At 58.8% G+C, this 15,519-nt stretch carries 14 protein-coding genes and 2 tRNA genes; all 16 read left to right on the top strand.

Features of this window, described 5'->3' with window-relative positions; translation table 11 throughout:
- Positions 1-61 precede the first annotated feature (61 nt).
- The 16 genes from trxA to EIO60_RS14630 all read left to right on the top strand — a co-directional run bounded on the left by trxA (position 62) and on the right by EIO60_RS14630 (position 15,426).
- Positions 62-394 (top strand): thioredoxin TrxA, encoded by a 333-nt coding sequence (gene trxA / locus EIO60_RS14705; RefSeq protein ID WP_258577239.1) that lies wholly within the window; start codon positions 62-64, stop codon positions 392-394.
- 347 nt (positions 395-741) lie between these two features.
- Positions 742-2,001 carry a transcription termination factor Rho gene (gene rho / locus EIO60_RS14700; protein WP_258577238.1) on the top strand — a complete coding sequence of 420 codons (1,260 nt, stop codon included), beginning with the start codon at positions 742-744 and terminating at the stop codon, positions 1,999-2,001.
- 280 nt (positions 2,002-2,281) lie between these two features.
- The gene (wecA, locus tag EIO60_RS14695; RefSeq protein WP_258577237.1) at positions 2,282-3,367 is read left to right on the top strand and encodes a UDP-N-acetylglucosamine--undecaprenyl-phosphate N-acetylglucosaminephosphotransferase; all 1,086 of its coding nucleotides are present in this window, start codon (positions 2,282-2,284) and stop codon (positions 3,365-3,367) included.
- Between the two features lie 16 nt (positions 3,368-3,383).
- Complete coding sequence (gene wzzE / locus EIO60_RS14690; protein ID WP_258577236.1) at positions 3,384-4,424, top strand: ECA polysaccharide chain length modulation protein; 1,041 nt, start codon at positions 3,384-3,386, stop codon at positions 4,422-4,424.
- Entirely contained in the window at positions 4,421-5,551 is a 1,131-nt protein-coding gene (gene wecB / locus EIO60_RS14685) for a non-hydrolyzing UDP-N-acetylglucosamine 2-epimerase (protein WP_258577235.1), read from the top strand. The genes wzzE and wecB overlap by 4 nt, the downstream gene beginning before the upstream one ends.
- On the top strand, positions 5,548-6,807 hold the full coding sequence (gene wecC / locus EIO60_RS14680) for a UDP-N-acetyl-D-mannosamine dehydrogenase (RefSeq protein WP_258577234.1): 1,260 nt from the start codon (positions 5,548-5,550) through the stop codon (positions 6,805-6,807). Before wecB ends, wecC begins: the two co-directional genes overlap by 4 nt.
- Positions 6,804-7,874, top strand: a complete 1,071-nt coding sequence (rfbB, locus tag EIO60_RS14675) for a dTDP-glucose 4,6-dehydratase (RefSeq protein WP_258577233.1) — start codon at positions 6,804-6,806, stop codon at positions 7,872-7,874. Before wecC ends, rfbB begins: the two co-directional genes overlap by 4 nt.
- A gap of 32 nt (positions 7,875-7,906) precedes the next feature.
- Entirely contained in the window at positions 7,907-8,788 is an 882-nt protein-coding gene (rfbA, locus tag EIO60_RS14670) for a glucose-1-phosphate thymidylyltransferase RfbA (protein WP_258577232.1), read from the top strand.
- Entirely contained in the window at positions 8,766-9,473 is a 708-nt protein-coding gene (rffC, locus tag EIO60_RS14665) for a dTDP-4-amino-4,6-dideoxy-D-galactose acyltransferase (RefSeq protein WP_258577231.1), read from the top strand. Before rfbA ends, rffC begins: the two co-directional genes overlap by 23 nt.
- The gene (gene rffA, locus EIO60_RS14660) at positions 9,460-10,590 is read left to right on the top strand and encodes a dTDP-4-amino-4,6-dideoxygalactose transaminase (protein ID WP_258577230.1); all 1,131 of its coding nucleotides are present in this window, start codon (positions 9,460-9,462) and stop codon (positions 10,588-10,590) included. Before rffC ends, rffA begins: the two co-directional genes overlap by 14 nt.
- The gene (wzxE, locus tag EIO60_RS14655) at positions 10,590-11,840 is read left to right on the top strand and encodes a lipid III flippase WzxE (protein ID WP_258577229.1); all 1,251 of its coding nucleotides are present in this window, start codon (positions 10,590-10,592) and stop codon (positions 11,838-11,840) included. Before rffA ends, wzxE begins: the two co-directional genes overlap by 1 nt.
- Entirely contained in the window at positions 11,837-12,904 is a 1,068-nt protein-coding gene (gene wecF / locus EIO60_RS14650; RefSeq protein ID WP_258577228.1) for a TDP-N-acetylfucosamine:lipid II N-acetylfucosaminyltransferase, read from the top strand. Before wzxE ends, wecF begins: the two co-directional genes overlap by 4 nt.
- On the top strand, positions 12,901-14,244 hold the full coding sequence (wzyE, locus tag EIO60_RS14645; RefSeq protein ID WP_258577227.1) for an ECA oligosaccharide polymerase: 1,344 nt from the start codon (positions 12,901-12,903) through the stop codon (positions 14,242-14,244). Before wecF ends, wzyE begins: the two co-directional genes overlap by 4 nt.
- Before the next feature lie 35 nt (positions 14,245-14,279).
- Positions 14,280-15,020 carry a lipopolysaccharide N-acetylmannosaminouronosyltransferase gene (gene wecG, locus EIO60_RS14640; protein ID WP_258577226.1) on the top strand — a complete coding sequence of 247 codons (741 nt, stop codon included), beginning with the start codon at positions 14,280-14,282 and terminating at the stop codon, positions 15,018-15,020.
- Between the two features lie 159 nt (positions 15,021-15,179).
- Positions 15,180-15,256: transfer RNA gene (locus EIO60_RS14635), tRNA-Arg, on the top strand.
- A 94-nt stretch (positions 15,257-15,350) separates the two neighbouring features.
- A tRNA-His gene (locus EIO60_RS14630) sits at positions 15,351-15,426 on the top strand.
- Positions 15,427-15,519 lie beyond the last annotated feature (93 nt).

Here is a 15,519-nt window from a genome sequence, read left to right as displayed (position 1 = left end):
ACCTTCGTAGGTAAACTTTACGCCGATTCGCCAGGCATAATCTTGTGGAGTAATAAATAATATGAGCAGCAATAAAATCGTTCACCTCACCGATGACAGTTTCGATGCAGACGTTCTGAAAGCAGAAGGTGTCACGCTGGTTGATTTCTGGGCTGAATGGTGTGGTCCTTGCAAAATGATCGCCCCGATTCTCGACGAGGTTGCCGAAGAGTACGACGGTAAACTCACCATCGCCAAGCTGAACATTGACGATAACCCGGGCACCGCGCCAAAGTACGGCATTCGCGGCATTCCGACGCTGCTGCTGTTTAAAAACGGTGAAGTGGCCGCCACCAAAGTTGGCGCGCTGTCTAAAAGCCAGCTGAAAGAGTTTCTCAACGCCAATCTGGCGTGATCAGAACCGAACGTTCGGCGGTGGTGAATTTTCTTCCACTGCTGGACGTTCGCATTTTAGCGTGCTAAGTTACTTTCACTTCACTGCATTACGCACTTACCTTGTAGTTTGCATCTAAAGATTTCCTTTGTTAAATCCTGAAGCGCGTTCCGTATACAGCGTTTAGCGATTCTGACGGTTAGCACCAGTTTTGGCATCGCATTTCAACCGTCTCTCGCTTCCAGTCGCCGTCCCTGACGATGATCGTCGAGAAGAGTTGAAAGCGCTATTAACAGGCATGGAATATTAAGCCATATCATTCACGACCAACATTTCGAGAATTACCCCGAGTTTAAGAATCCATCACTATGAATCTTACCGAATTAAAGAATACGCTAGTTTCAGAGCTGATTACCCTCGGCGAAAATATGGGGCTGGAAAACCTGGCGCGCATGCGCAAACAGGACATTATTTTCGCCATCCTCAAACAGCACGCAAAAAGCGGCGAGGACATCTTCGGTGATGGTGTGCTGGAGATACTGCAGGATGGATTTGGTTTCCTCCGCTCCGCAGACAGCTCCTACCTTGCCGGTCCTGACGACATCTACGTTTCTCCCAGCCAAATTCGCCGCTTCAACCTTCGCACTGGTGACACCATCTCCGGCAAGATCCGTCCGCCGAAAGAGGGTGAGCGCTACTTCGCGCTGCTGAAGGTCAACGAGGTCAACTACGATAAGCCGGAAAACGCCCGTAGCAAGATCCTGTTTGAAAACCTGACGCCGCTGCACGCCAACAGCCGTCTGCGCATGGAGCGCGGCAACGGGTCGACCGAAGACCTTACCGCACGTGTGCTGGATCTGGCTTCGCCGATCGGCCGCGGCCAGCGTGGTCTGATCGTCGCGCCGCCGAAAGCGGGTAAAACTATGCTGCTGCAGAACATCGCGCAGAGCATCGCCTACAACCATCCAGACTGTGTGCTGATCGTGCTGCTGATCGACGAGCGTCCGGAAGAAGTGACCGAGATGCAGCGTCTGGTCAAGGGCGAAGTCATCGCCTCAACCTTCGACGAGCCAGCTTCACGCCACGTTCAGGTCGCCGAGATGGTGATCGAGAAGGCGAAGCGTCTGGTCGAGCACAAGAAAGACGTTATTATCCTTCTGGACTCCATTACCCGTCTGGCACGCGCCTACAACACCGTCGTGCCGGCTTCCGGCAAAGTGCTGACCGGTGGTGTGGACGCCAACGCCCTGCACCGTCCGAAACGCTTCTTCGGCGCTGCGCGTAACGTGGAAGAGGGCGGCAGCCTGACCATCATCGCCACTGCGCTGGTTGATACTGGTTCGAAGATGGATGAAGTGATTTACGAAGAGTTTAAAGGCACCGGTAACATGGAGCTACATCTCGCACGTAAAATCGCGGAAAAACGCGTCTTCCCGGCGATAGACTACAACCGCTCCGGTACCCGTAAAGAAGAGCTGCTCACCTCTCAGGAAGAGCTGCAAAAGATGTGGATCCTGCGCAAAATTATTCACCCGATGGGTGAAATCGACGCGATGGAATTCCTTATCAACAAGCTGGCGATGACCAAAACCAACGATGAATTCTTCGACATGATGAAGCGTTCGTAATCTTGTCCAGACTAATCGAGGCGGCTAAACGAACTTTTTTATCCTGAATAGGCAGGACATCGCACTAACGCCACGTCTTAACGTGGCGTTTTTTATTTGTGCGCATTAGGATTACCGCTGGCAGGAGCATTTATAATGACTGTGGCGTCGGCGCGCAAAATATCTCCTGTCGTGCGTCGTCATAAGCAGAATTCGGACTCGGGATGAAAAGCACAAACACGCTGATTGTTTATCCTGTCCCTGATTTTAGCTGAGAGCGTTTACCGTGAATTTACTCACTATGAGTACTGAGCTGGGCCTTACTTTCCTGTTTTCTTTGGTTTTCCTCTTTTTCGCGCGCAAAGCAGCTAAAAAAATTGGTCTAGTTGATACGCCCAACTCTCGTAAACGCCATCATGGCGCCATTCCGCTGGTCGGCGGGATCTCCGTTTATGCCGGTATCTGCTTTACCTTTCTGATCACCAAATTTTATCTGCCGCACGCCATGCTCTACCTCAGCTGCGCCGGTTTGCTGGTGCTGGTCGGCGCGCTGGACGATCGCTTCGATATCAGCGTGAAAATCCGCGCCGTGGTGCAGGCCGCCGTCGCGGTGGCGATGATGGTGGGCGCCAAGCTCTATCTGCTCAGCTTGGGTTTCATTATTGGTCCGGTAGAGCTGGTGGTCGGGCCCTTTGGCTATGTGCTGACGCTGTTCGCCGTCTGGGCCGCGATTAACGCCTTCAATATGGTGGACGGCATCGACGGTCTGCTGGGCGGCCTCTCGTCCGTGACCTTTGCGGCGATGGGCATTATTCTCTGCTTCGACGGGCAGTTCAGCCTCGCCATGTGGTGCTTCGCCATGATCGCCGCCACGCTGCCTTATATCCTGTTGAATATCGGTTTTCTCGGTCGCCGTTATAAAGTCTTTATGGGCGACGCCGGCAGCACCATGATTGGCTTCACCATTATCTGGATCCTGCTGGAGACCACGCAGGGGCTGAGCCATCCCATTACGCCAGTGACCGCGCTCTGGCTGATTGCCATTCCGCTGATGGATATGGTGGCGATTATGTACCGCCGCCTGCGCAAAGGCATGAGCCCCTTTTCCGCCGATCGCCAGCATATTCACCACCTGATTATGCGCGCCGGGTTTACCTCGCGGCGGGCGTTCGTACTGATCACCGTGGCGGCCGCTATTCTGGCGGGCATCGGCGTGCTCGGCGAATACCTCGCCTTTATCTCCGAATGGGTGATGCTGGTGTTGTTCCTGGTGGCGTTTATGTTCTACGGCTATTGCCTGAAACACGCCTGGCGCGTGGCGCGCCTGATTCGTCGTATAAAGCGTCGTCTGAACGCTAACAGCGGCGCAAAGAAAAAATTACCCTGATAAGGATCGCCTTGTTATGACCTCTGAGGTTGTAGAAAACGAACTGGACATTCGCGGCCTGGGCTGTGCCCTGTGGCGCGGCAAGCGCTGGATAATCGGTTTTGCGCTGCTTTTTGCGCTGGTTGCCTGGCTCGCTTCGCTGCTGATGAAACAGGCGTGGAGCACCACGGCCATCACCGCTCGTCCAACGGTCAACATGCTCGGCGCCTACTACGTGCAGGAGCAGTTTCTGAATAACCTCGACGTGCGTAACAACACGCTCAACCTCGCGGCGCCTTCGCCGACCATTATGGACGAGGTTTACCAGGAATTTATCATGCAGCTGGGTGCCTGGGATACGCGCCGCGACTTCTGGCAGCAGACGGACTATTACAAAAGCCGCCGCTCCGGTAACGCGCACAATGATGCGGCGCTGCTGGATGATATGGTCGCCAGCATTCAGTTTCTGCCTGCCGATGCAGCGCGCAACACGCGCGACAGCGTCAAGCTGATTGCGGAGACCGCCGGCGACGCCAATAACCTGCTGCGCCAGTATATCGCCTTTGCCAGCGAGCGGGCGGCGCGCCACCTGAACGCCGAACTGCAGGGCGCCTGGCAGGCACGCAGCGCGCAGCTGCAGGCGCAGGTTGCCCGTCAGGAAGCTGTAGCGACGGCGGTTTTCCAGCGCCAGCAGCAGACGCTGAAGGTCCCCAGCCAGCAGGGCATTCAGGAGAACCGGTCGGGCGACGCGCGCGAGCCGATTGCTGACAGCGATCTTTTTTTGCTGGGCGAACCGCAGCTGCACGCGCAGCTGGAGACCCTGCAGGCGACCGGGCCGAGTTACGATATCAGCTATGATCAAAACAGGGCGATGCTCGCTACCCTGAGCAAAGGGCCGACGTTAAACCGAACTTTCCAGACCTACCGTTACCTGCGTACGCCGGAAGAGCCGGTGTCGCGCGACAGCCCGCGTCGTCTGTTTATGATGATCATGTGGGGCGAGTTAGGCGCATTGACGGGCGCTGGCGTGGCGCTGGCGCGCCGTTCCTGCGTCGGCAAAGTGAGAGAAACCGCGTGAAAGTGCTTACGGTATTCGGAACTCGCCCGGAGGCGATAAAAATGGCGCAGTTGGTGCAGGCGCTGGCGCAGGACGCAACGTTTGAATCGCGCCTGTGTGTCACGGCGCAGCACCGAGAAATGCTCGATCAGGTGCTGCGGCTCTTTGCGCTGCGGCCTGACTACGATTTGAACGTGATGCGCCCGGAACAGGGGCTGACGGAAATTACCTGTCGCATTCTCGAGGGCATGAAGAGCGTACTGCTCGACTTCAACCCCGACGTCGTGCTGGTGCACGGCGATACCGCCACGACGCTGGCTGCAAGCTTGGCGGCGTTTTATCAGCAGGTTCCGGTCGCGCACGTCGAGGCGGGACTGCGCACCGGCGACCTGACGTCGCCCTGGCCGGAAGAGGGCAATCGCAAGCTGACGGGCCATCTGGCGCGCCTGCACTTCACGCCCACCGAGCGTTCGCGCCAGAACCTGCTGGCGGAAAACGTGCCCGATCGGCGCATTTTTGTCACAGGCAACACGGTGATCGACGCCCTGCTGTGGATACGCGATCGGGTAATGGCCGATCCTAGCCTCAACGCGCAGCTGGCCGCGTACTATCCGTTTCTTGACGAGAGCAAAAAGTTGGTGCTGGTCACCGGACACCGTCGCGAGAGCTTTGGCGAGGGCTTCGAGCGTGTCTGCCGCGCGCTGGCGCGTCTGGCGCGCCAGCATCCCGATGCGCAAATCGTCTATCCGGTTCACCTGAACCCCAACGTCAGTGAGCCGGTAAACCGCATTCTCAGCGGCATCGAAAATATCGTGCTTATTGAGCCGCAAGAGTATTTGCCCTTTGTCTGGCTGATGAATCGCGCTTGGCTGATCCTCACCGACTCCGGCGGCATTCAGGAAGAGGCGCCTTCGCTGGGCAAACCGGTGCTGGTGATGCGCGACGCCACTGAGCGTCCTGAGGCGGTTGATGCCGGCACGGTGAAGCTGGTAGGCACCGATACAGAAAAAATTGTCGCCGAAGCTAGCCTGCTGCTGACCAACGCCGCCGCCTGGCAGACCATGAGCCGCGCGCATAACCCTTACGGAGACGGCAAGGCCTGCCAGCGAATTCTGCAAGCTCTAAAAGATACCCGAGTTGACCTATGAGCTTTGACACCATTTCCGTAATCGGGCTGGGCTATATCGGGCTGCCTACCGCAGCCGTTTTAGCGTCACAACAGAAAAAAGTCGTGGGCGTAGATATCAACGCGCGTGCGGTAGAGACCATTAATCGCGGCGCCATCCATATCGTTGAGCCGGCGCTGGATAAAGTGGTGTATGAGGCCGTCACCCAGGGCTTTTTGCGTGCTACTATACAGCCGGAGGCGGCCGACGCCTTTCTTATTGCCGTGCCAACACCGTTTATGGCGGACCATCAGCCCGACCTGCGCTTCGTTAAGGCGGCTGCGGAATCGATCGCGCCGGTGCTGAAAAAGGGCGACCTGGTGATCCTCGAATCCACCTCGCCGGTTGGCACCACGGAGCTGATGGCCGAATGGCTAGCGGTCATGCGCTCCGATCTGCGCTTTCCGCAGCACGGCGGCACGCCGGATATCTTTATCGCCTACAGCCCGGAGCGCGTGCTGCCGGGCAAAATCATGCAGGAGCTGATCCACAACGACCGTGTGATCGGCGGCATGACGCCCGCCTGTTCGGCGCAGGCCAGCGCGCTTTACCGCCTCTTCCTGCAGGGCGAATGCGTAGAGACCAAAGCGCGCACGGCAGAGCTGTGCAAGCTGACTGAGAACAGCTTCCGAGACGTCAATATTGCCTTTGCCAATGAGCTGTCGCTGATCTGCGCCGATCAGGGCATCAACGTCTGGGAGCTGATCGCGCTGGCGAACCGTCATCCGCGCGTTAATATTTTGCAGCCCGGCCCAGGCGTCGGCGGCCACTGCATTGCGGTCGATCCCTGGTTTATCGTGGCGCAAAACCCGTCACTGGTGCGACTGATCCGCACCGCGCGCGAAGTGAACGACAGCAAGCCGCACTGGGTACTGCAACAGGTGAAAGCGGCGCTGGCCGACTGCCTGACCCACAGCTGCAAGCGCGCCGACGAAATCGTGATCGCCTGCTTCGGCCTGACGTTCAAGCCCGATATCGACGATCTGCGCGAAAGCCCGGCGATGCAGGTGGCACAAATGATCGCCAAGTGGCACTGCGGCCAGAGCTGGGTAGTGGAACCGCACATCGCCTCGCTGCCCGCTGCGCTCGATGGCAAAGCTGAACTGGTCGCGAGCGAGCAGGCGCTGGCGCAGGCCGATGTGCTGGTGATGCTGGTGGATCACAGCCTTTTCCGCGCTGTCGAGGCGTCTCAGGTGACGCAGTCCTGGATTGTTGATACGCGAGGGGTGTGGCGGTGAAACAGTTTTTAATCACCGGCGGAGCGGGCTTTATCGGTTCGGCGCTGGTGCGTTTCCTGATTGAAGAGACGGATCATCGCGTCGTCGTGATTGATAAGCTCAGCTATGCGGGGAATCCCGCCTCGCTGGCCGACCTGATGCAGAATGCGCGCTTTACCTTTGAACTGGTTGATATCTGCGATCGTCTGGCGCTCGACGCGGTGTTTGCGCGCGATCAGCCAGACTGCGTGATGCACCTTGCCGCCGAAAGCCACGTTGACCGTTCCATTGACGGGCCGATCGCCTTTGTCGAAACCAATATTGTCGGCACTTACCATCTACTGGAGGCGGCGCGCGGTTACTGGAGCGGGCTGGAGAGCGCGCGGCAGCAAACCTTTATTTTTCATCATATTTCGACCGATGAGGTCTTTGGCGATCTCCAGGATCCCAACGCCTTTTTCACCGAAACCACGCCTTATGCGCCCAGCAGCCCTTATTCTGCGACCAAAGCCAGCAGCGATCACCTGGTGCGCGCCTGGCTACGCACTTACGGCCTGCCGGTCATCGTCACCAACTGCTCGAATAACTACGGTCCGCGCCACTTTCCGGAAAAGTTGATTCCGCTAACTATCATCAATGCGCTGGCTGGCAAACCCTTGCCGGTTTACGGCAACGGCGAACAGGTCCGCGACTGGCTCTACGTCGAAGACCATGCCCGCGCGCTCTATCGCGTGGTGAGCAGCGGCAAAGTGGGCGAGACCTACAATATTGGCGGTCATAACGAGCGGCGGAATATTGACGTGGTGTACGCCATTTGCGATCTGCTGGAGGCGATGGCGCCGGAACGCAAAGCGCCAGCGCTTGCGCATTACCGCGATCTGATTACCTTTGTCGCGGACCGCCCGGGCCACGATCGGCGCTACGCCATCGACGCCAGCAAAATCGCGCGAGAGCTGGGCTGGACGCCCGCAGAGACGTTTGAAAGCGGTATGCAGAAAACCGTGCGCTGGTTCCTGGATAACCCGGGCTGGTGGCAGGCGATCCTGGATGGGTGCTACCGCGGCGAAAGGCTCGGCTTGGCCACATAGGCGTCCATGACGGCGTTGGAGGAGCAGAAGCGATGAAAGGTATTATTCTGGCTGGTGGCTCAGGCACGCGTCTTCATCCCATTACGCGCGCAATCTCTAAACAGCTGCTGCCCGTGTATGACAAGCCGATGATCTATTATCCCCTGTCGGTGCTGATGCTAGCGGGGATACGCGATATCCTGCTGATTATTACGCCTGAGGACCGCGATCACTTTGTGCACCTGCTGGGCGACGGCAGCGAATTCGGCGTCCGCCTCAACTATGCGGTGCAGCCCTCTCCGGATGGTCTGGCGCAGGCCTTTATTATCGGCGAAAGCTTTATCGGCGACGATAATTGCTGTCTGGTGCTGGGCGATAATCTCTATTTCGGCCAGGGCTTTAGTCCGAAGCTGAAAAAAGTCGCCGCGCGCGAGCAGGGGGCGACGGTATTCGGTTATCAGGTAATGGAGCCTGAACGGTTCGGCGTGGTGGAATTCGATGAGGCGTTTAATGCGCTCTCGATAGAGGAGAAACCGAGCGTGCCCAAATCGCGCTGGGCGGTAACCGGGCTTTACTTTTACGATAATCAGGTCGTTGAGTTTGCCAAACAGGTCAAGCCTTCTTCGCGCGGCGAGCTGGAAGTTACCTCGATTAATCAAATGTATCTGGCGCGTGGTCAGCTCTCCGTCGAGCTGCTGGGACGCGGCTTTGCCTGGCTTGATACCGGCACGCACGACAGCCTGATTGAGGCGAGCACCTTCGTACAGACGGTAGAAAAGCGCCAGGGTTTCAAGGTGGCCTGTCTGGAAGAGATTGCATGGCGCAACGGCTGGCTAAACGACGATCAGCTGCGCGCCGCTGGCCAAGCGTTGACCAAAACGGGCTACGGCCAGTATCTGCTGGATTTACTCTATGCCCGTCCTCGTCAGTATTAATCCGCTCTCATGGGAGAGCGCCTTTTTCGGCGTCGCCTCGGCGCGGCTCGATCTCGACGGCGAGCTGCCGCTGGGTGAGGCGCTGTGCCAGCCAGCGGAGCTGTGGCAGATAAAGGTGCCCGCCGACCGGCTAGATGTGATCGACGCCGTCAGCCAGTACGGCTTTCAGCTGGTGGAAGGAGAAGCCGATCTGGCGATGAATATCAAAAGCACCGAAAGGCAGAGCGGCATCCGTATTGCCCGCGAGTCGCAGACTGACGCGCTGCACGCGGCGGCGAGCCAGCTTTTTGTGCAAAGCCGCTTTCGCGCACCCTGGTTTGCGCCAGACGCCAGCGCGCGCTTTTACGCGCAGTGGATCGAAAATGCGGTGCGTGGCACCTTTGACCACCAGTGTCTGATCGCCAGCGATGAGGCCGGCGCGCTGCAGGGCTTTATTTCGCTGCGCGAGGTTGAGGACGACGTGCGCGTCGGGCTTTTGGGCGTGCTGCCGCAGGCGCAGGGCAACGGCGTCGGGCAGCGGCTGCTTCTGGCGAGCGCCGACTGGGGCCGGGTGCGGCAGCTCAACCGGCTGCGCGTCGCGACGCAGCTCAGTAATTTGACTGCGATGCGCCTCTATTTACGCAGCGGTGCGCGACTGGAAAGCACCGCTTACTGGTTTTACAGGAAAGGCCATGATCCCATTTAACGCCCCCCCCGTCGTGGGCAACGAACTCGAATATATGCAGTCGGCGATGGCCAGCGGCAAGCTGTGCGGCGACGGCGGCTTTACCCGCCTCTGCCAGCAGTGGATGGAGCAGCGCTTCGGCAGCAAAAAGGTGCTGCTGACGCCCTCCTGTACCGCCTCGCTGGAGATGGCGGCGCTGCTGATCGATATCCAGCCCGGGGATGAAGTGATTATGCCGAGCTACACCTTCGTCTCCACCGCCAACGCCTTCGTGCTGCGCGGCGCGACTATTGTTTTCGTGGATGTCCGTTCCGATACGCTCAATCAGGATGAGAGCAAAATCGAGGCGGCGATTACCGAGAAAACCCGCGCCATCGTGCCGGTGCACTACGCCGGCGTGGCGTGTGAAATGGACGCCATCATGGCGCTGGCGAAGCAATATCAGCTCTGGGTCATTGAAGACGCCGCGCAGGGCATGATGTCGTGCTATAAAGGGCGCGCGCTGGGCACTATCGGCCATATCGGCTGCTTCAGCTTCCACGAAACCAAGAACTACACGGCGGGCGGCGAGGGCGGCGCGACCTTGATTAACGATGCCGCTCTGGTTGAGCGCGCCGAAATCATCCGCGAAAAGGGCACCAACCGCAGCCAGTTTTTCCGCGGCCAGGTGGATAAATATACCTGGCGCGATATCGGCTCCAGCTATTTGATGGCGGACCTGCAGGCGGCCTGTCTCTGGGCGCAGCTGGAGGCGGCCGAGCGTATCAATCAGCAGCGCCTGCGCCTGTGGCAGCGCTACTACGACGCACTGCAGCCGCTGGCGGCGCAGGGCCGTATCACGCTGCCGTCGCTGCCCGCCGCGTGCGAGCATAATGCGCACATGTTCTATATAAAGCTGCGCGACAGCGACGATCGTCAAGCGCTGATCGACTGGATGAAAGAGGCGGAGATCATGACGGCCTTCCACTACATCCCGCTGCACAGTTCGCCCGCCGGCGAGCAGTTCGGCCGCTTCCACGGCGAGGATCGCTATACCACCGTCGAGAGTGAGCGCCTGCTGCGCTTACCGCTGTTCTATAACCTAACGGACAATAACCAGAAAACGGTTATCAGTTCCCTGCTGAGCTTCTTCGCCTGATGTCGCTGGCTAAAGCGTCGGTGTGGACGGCCTCGTCCACGCTGGTGAAGATTGCTGCCGGGCTGCTGGTTGTTAAAATGCTGGCGGTGAGTTTCGGCCCGGAAGGGGTAGGGCAGGCGGGCAACTTTCGCCAGCTGGTGACCGTGCTCGGCGTGCTGGCGGGCGCCGGTATCTTCAACGGCGTTACCGCTTACGTGGCGCAGTATCAGCACCAGCCGGAGCCGCTGCGCGCGGTGACGGGCACCGCCTCCGCGATGGTGTTAGGCTTCTCCACGCTGCTGGCGCTGGTGTTCCTGCTGGCGGCCGCGCCGATCGCTCAGGCGCTGTTTGGCCATCACCGCTTTGAAAACGTGGTGCGCATTGTCGCCTTCCTGCAGTTCGGCATCGCCTGGGCCAACCTGGCGCTGGCGCTGTTGAAAGGCTATCGCAACGCGCGCGGCAATGCGCTGGCGCTGATTATTGGCAGCCTGCTGGGCGTGATGGGCTATCTGCTCTGCTGGTGGATCGGAGGCTATGCGGGCGCGCTGGTAGGATTTGCGCTGGTGCCCGCGCTGGCGGTGGTGCCGGCCTTCGTGCTGCTGAAGCGGCGCGTGCCGCTGCCGCTCGCCTGGCTGAAGCCGCAGTGGCATCCGACCTTTGTGCGCGGCCTGGCGAAGTTTACCCTGATGGCGCTGATGACCGCCGTCACCCTGCCGGTGGCTTGGGTGATGATGCGTAACCTGCTGGCGCAGCATGCGGGCTGGGCGCAGGTCGGCCTGTGGCAGGCGGTTACCAGCATCTCTGACGCCTGGCTGCAGTTTATTACCGCCACCTTCAGCGTCTGGCTGCTGCCGACGCTGGCGCGGCTGGAGCAGAAGCGCGATATCGCGCGCGAAATCGTGCGGGCGCTGCGCTTCGTGCTGCCCGCCGTGGCGGCGCTCGGCTTTTGCGTCTGGCTGCTGCGCGACGTGGCGATCTGGCTACTCTTCTCGCCCGCCTTTTACGCCATGCGCGGCCTGTTTGTCTGGCAGCTGTGCGGTGATGTGTTTAAAGTCGGCGCCTATGTGTTTGGTTATCTAGTGATTGCGAAAGCGTCGCTGCGCTTTTATATCCTGGCGGAAGTGAGCCAGTTTCTGCTGTTGACGCTCTTTTCGCGCTGGCTGATCGCGCTGTCGGGCGCTACCGGCGCGGCGCAAGCCTATATGGCGACCTACCTCTGTTACTTCGCGCTCTGTTGCGGCGCATTTATGATTTATTGCCGAAAAAAATGACGTTAATACATGTTCTGGGATCGGATATCCCTCATCACAATCAGACGGTGCTGCGCTTTTTCAATGACGTACTGAGCGCTGAGCTGCCGCTGGATCAGCCGCGCCGTTTTATGGTGGTGACGCAGCAGCCCGTCGCGCTCGCCGCCTTTGGCAATCTGGAGATTGAAAGCTTCGGCTCGAAAAAGGCGCTAGCGCAGGCGCTGGTACAGCGGGCAAAAAATCGCGAGCAGCGCTTTTTCTGCCACGGACAGTTCAATCCCGGTATCTGGCTAGCGCTGCTGAGCGGCAAAATCCGCGCCCGCCAGCTCTACTGGCACGTTTGGGGCGCCGATCTTTACGAAGAGTCGCACAGCCTGAAGTTTCGCCTGTTCTATCTGCTGCGGCGCATCGCCCAGGGGCGCGTGGCGCAGGTGTTCGCCACGCAGGGCGATCTGCACTATTACCAGCAGCGCCATCCTCAGATTCCCGCCACCACGCTCTATTTTCCGACAAAGATGCCGTCGGTCGCGCCGCACAGCGCGCCGGGTGAGCAATTTACCGTCCTGCTCGGCAACTCCGGCGACGCCAGCAACCGCCATATCGAAGGGCTAAAGGCGATTCGCGAACAGTTTGGCGAGGCGGCGCGCGTCGTGGTACCGCTGGGCTATCCGCCCAATAATGAGGGTTATATCCGCGAGGTCGCGGCGGCGGCGGACGCGTTGTTTCCGGCCGGGCAGGTAGAGCTGTTGCGCAGCAATCTTGCCTTCGACGACTATTTAACGCTGAGCGCCCGCTGCCATTTGGGGTATTTTATGTTCGAACGCCAGCAGGGTATCGGCACGCTCTGCCTGCTGATTCAGGCGAATATTCCCTTTGTGCTGACCCGCCGTAACCCGTTCTGGCGCGATATTTGCGAACAGGGGCTGCCGGTATTATTCAGCGACGACGCGCTGGATGAAGTGCGCGTGGCGGAAGCGCGTCGCCAGCTGGCGAGCTGCGACAAGCAGGCTATCGCCTTTTTTGCCCCAGGCTATGTGACATGCTGGCGCGACGTGCTGCGCCATTGTGAGAGGGAGTGCTCATGAACCTCATGCAGTTTAGCGGTCTGCTGGTGGTTTATCTGTTGTCGCTGGGCGGCATCCTGACCGTAATCTGGCGGGAGTTCAAGTGCGTGCGCTTTAACTTTCATCTGTTTTTTACCCTGCTGTTTTTGCTGACCTTTTATTTCGGCTTCCCGCTGACCAGCGTGCTGGTGTTTCGCTTTAACGTCGAGGTGATGCCGGCGGAGTATCTGCTGCAGGCGCTGCTGGCGGCCACCGCCTTCTACACCGTCTACTACGTCAGCTACAAGGTCCGGCTGCGTCCCGCGACGGTGGCGCGCGCCAGGCCCTGGCTACAGATGAACCGTGTCGAAACCCATCTGACTTGCGTCATGCTGTCGCTGGTCGCTATCGGCACGGTCACAGTGTTTTTCCTGCACAACGGGTTTCTGCTGTTCCGCCTGACCGCCTATAATCAGATTTTCTCCAGTGAAGTCTCGGGCGTGGCGCTAAAGCGCTTCTTCTATTTCTTTATCCCGGCGATGCTGATCCTCTATTTCCTGCGCCCTACGCAGCGTAACTGGCTGCTGTTTCTGGTGGTGACGGTGGCGTTCGGCCTGCTGACTTACGCGCTGGTGGGCGGCACGCGCGCCAATATCATCATCGCCTTTGCGCTGTTTTTGTTTATCGGCATTACGCGCGGCTGGATCAGCCTGTGGATGCTGGCGGCGGCGGGCGTACTGGCGATCGGCGGCATGTTCTGGCTGGCGCTGCGGCGCTATAACCTCAACGTGTTTGGCGAAGAGGCGATTTACACCTTTCTCTACCTAACGCGCGATACCTTTTCCCCCTGGCAGAACCTGGCGCTGCTGCTAGAGAACTACTCTAAAATCGAGTTTCAGGGGTTGGCGCCGATCTGGCGCGATTTCTACGTCTATATTCCTAGCTGGCTGTGGCCGGGCAGGCCATCGATGGTGCTGAACAGCGCCAACTATTTTACCTGGGACGTGCTGAACAACCACTCCGACCTGGCGATCTCGCCGACGCTGCTGGGTTCGCTGCTGGTGATGGGCGGCGTCTGGTTTATCCTGCCGGGCGCGGTGGTGGTCGGGTTGATTATCAAAGGGTTCGATACCCTTTACCTGCATGGACGCGATTCCGAAAACCGCTACAGCGGCGCGATTATGCAGAGTTTCTGCTTTGGCGCGGTGTTCAATATGATTGTACTGGCGCGTGAAGGGCTGGATGCGTTCGGCTCGCGCGTGGTCTTTTTTGCGCTGATATTTCTCGCCTGTCTCGGCGTGTCCCGGCTGCTTTACTGGCTGCTGGATCGCGCCGGGCTGATTCGGCGACGCGGCGGCCAGCCGCTACATAGCCCAACCTAACGCCTCTGGGCATAACAGGAAAATGACATTCAACCATGACAAGGTTACTTGAAGCGCCGCAATACGAAATCCGCGGCGTGTCGCTTTACGGCTTCGATGGCATGTCCGCATTTGTAGATTTTCTGCTGCCGGATGAGACGGTGCGCAGCGGGACGCTGGTGGCGATTAACGCTGAGAAGATGCTGACGGCGGAGCACGATGCGGGGCTGCGCGCGCTGTTGCAGCAGGCGGAGTATAAATATCCCGACGGCATCAGCATTGTGCGCTCTATCCGTAAAAAGTATCCACATGCGGCGGTGGAGCGTATCGCCGGCGCGGATTTATGGGAGGCGCTGATGGCGCGCACTGGCCAGCAGGGCACGCCGGTGTTTTTGATCGGCGGGCTTCAGGCTGTGCTGGACGATACCTGCGAGAAGCTGCGTCGCCAGTGGAACGTGAATATCGTCGGGGCGCAAGATGGTTACTTCGCCCCGGCCGACCGCGATGCGCTCTTTAGGCGCGTCGCCGCCAGCGGGGCGCGCATCGTAACCGTGGCGCTCGGCTCGCCGCGTCAGGAGCTGCTGATGCGCGACTGCCGTGCATGCTGGCCGGATGCGCTCTATATGGGCGTCGGCGGGACATACGATGTTTTTTCCGGGCATGTGAAGCGCGCGCCGAAGATTTGGCAGCAACTGGGGCTGGAAGGGCTTTATCGCTTGATTCGACAGCCCTCTCGGCTGCGTCGGCAGCTAAAACTGATAAAATATTTGCGCTATCACTGGCGCGGCGATCTCTGATATCATTGATTAATGCGGCGTTTTTTTAGGCAGGAATGGGGTAAAACGCTGCATTAGTCGACGAAACGCACAAAGCATAATCAAACGCGTTTTTTTATTAAAAAAGCACTGGACAGCATCACCCCAAGTCCGTAGGATGCCCATCCGCAAAGGCGCTACGCGCCCGTAGCTCAGCTGGATAGAGCGCTGCCCTCCGGAGGCAGAGGTCTCAGGTTCGAATCCTGTCGGGCGCGCCATTTAGTTTGTGCGCAAGAGCTACGGTGGTTACATTACCGCGTTAGTAAAGAGTTTCATGCTGCAGGTCAGTGATTTGCAACATAACGAATAGTGGTGGCTATAGCTCAGTTGGTAGAGCCCTGGATTGTGATTCCAGTTGTCGTGGGTTCGAGTCCCATTAGCCACCCCAGATTTTGCTGGGATACGCGAAGGTGGCGGAATTGGTAGACGCGCTAGCTTCAGGTGTTAGTGTCTTAACGGACGTGAGGGTTCAAGTCCCTCT

The organism is Candidatus Pantoea persica (genome assembly GCF_013753875.1).
GTDB lineage: Bacteria > Pseudomonadota > Gammaproteobacteria > Enterobacterales > Enterobacteriaceae > Pantoea > Pantoea persica.
The sequence above is the reverse complement of the archived record's forward strand: the minus strand, read 5'-3'. Positions and strand labels throughout refer to the sequence as shown.

What these genes read in the sequence shown, in the direction of transcription:
- trxA (WP_258577239.1), top strand. Translation starts at nt 62, where the DNA reads ATGAGCAGCAATAAAATCGTTCACCTCACCGATGACAGTTTCGATGCA.
- rho (WP_258577238.1), top strand. Translation starts at nt 742, where the DNA reads ATGAATCTTACCGAATTAAAGAATACGCTAGTTTCAGAGCTGATTACC.
- wecA (WP_258577237.1), top strand. Translation starts at nt 2,282, where the DNA reads ATGAGTACTGAGCTGGGCCTTACTTTCCTGTTTTCTTTGGTTTTCCTC.
- wzzE (WP_258577236.1), top strand. Translation starts at nt 3,384, where the DNA reads ATGACCTCTGAGGTTGTAGAAAACGAACTGGACATTCGCGGCCTGGGC.
- wecC (WP_258577234.1), top strand. Translation starts at nt 5,548, where the DNA reads ATGAGCTTTGACACCATTTCCGTAATCGGGCTGGGCTATATCGGGCTG.
- rfbA (WP_258577232.1), top strand. Translation starts at nt 7,907, where the DNA reads ATGAAAGGTATTATTCTGGCTGGTGGCTCAGGCACGCGTCTTCATCCC.
- rffC (WP_258577231.1), top strand. Translation starts at nt 8,766, where the DNA reads ATGCCCGTCCTCGTCAGTATTAATCCGCTCTCATGGGAGAGCGCCTTT.
- rffA (WP_258577230.1), top strand. Translation starts at nt 9,460, where the DNA reads ATGATCCCATTTAACGCCCCCCCCGTCGTGGGCAACGAACTCGAATAT.
- wzxE (WP_258577229.1), top strand. Translation starts at nt 10,590, where the DNA reads ATGTCGCTGGCTAAAGCGTCGGTGTGGACGGCCTCGTCCACGCTGGTG.
- wecF (WP_258577228.1), top strand. Translation starts at nt 11,837, where the DNA reads ATGACGTTAATACATGTTCTGGGATCGGATATCCCTCATCACAATCAG.
- wzyE (WP_258577227.1), top strand. Translation starts at nt 12,901, where the DNA reads ATGAACCTCATGCAGTTTAGCGGTCTGCTGGTGGTTTATCTGTTGTCG.
- wecG (WP_258577226.1), top strand. Translation starts at nt 14,280, where the DNA reads ATGACAAGGTTACTTGAAGCGCCGCAATACGAAATCCGCGGCGTGTCG.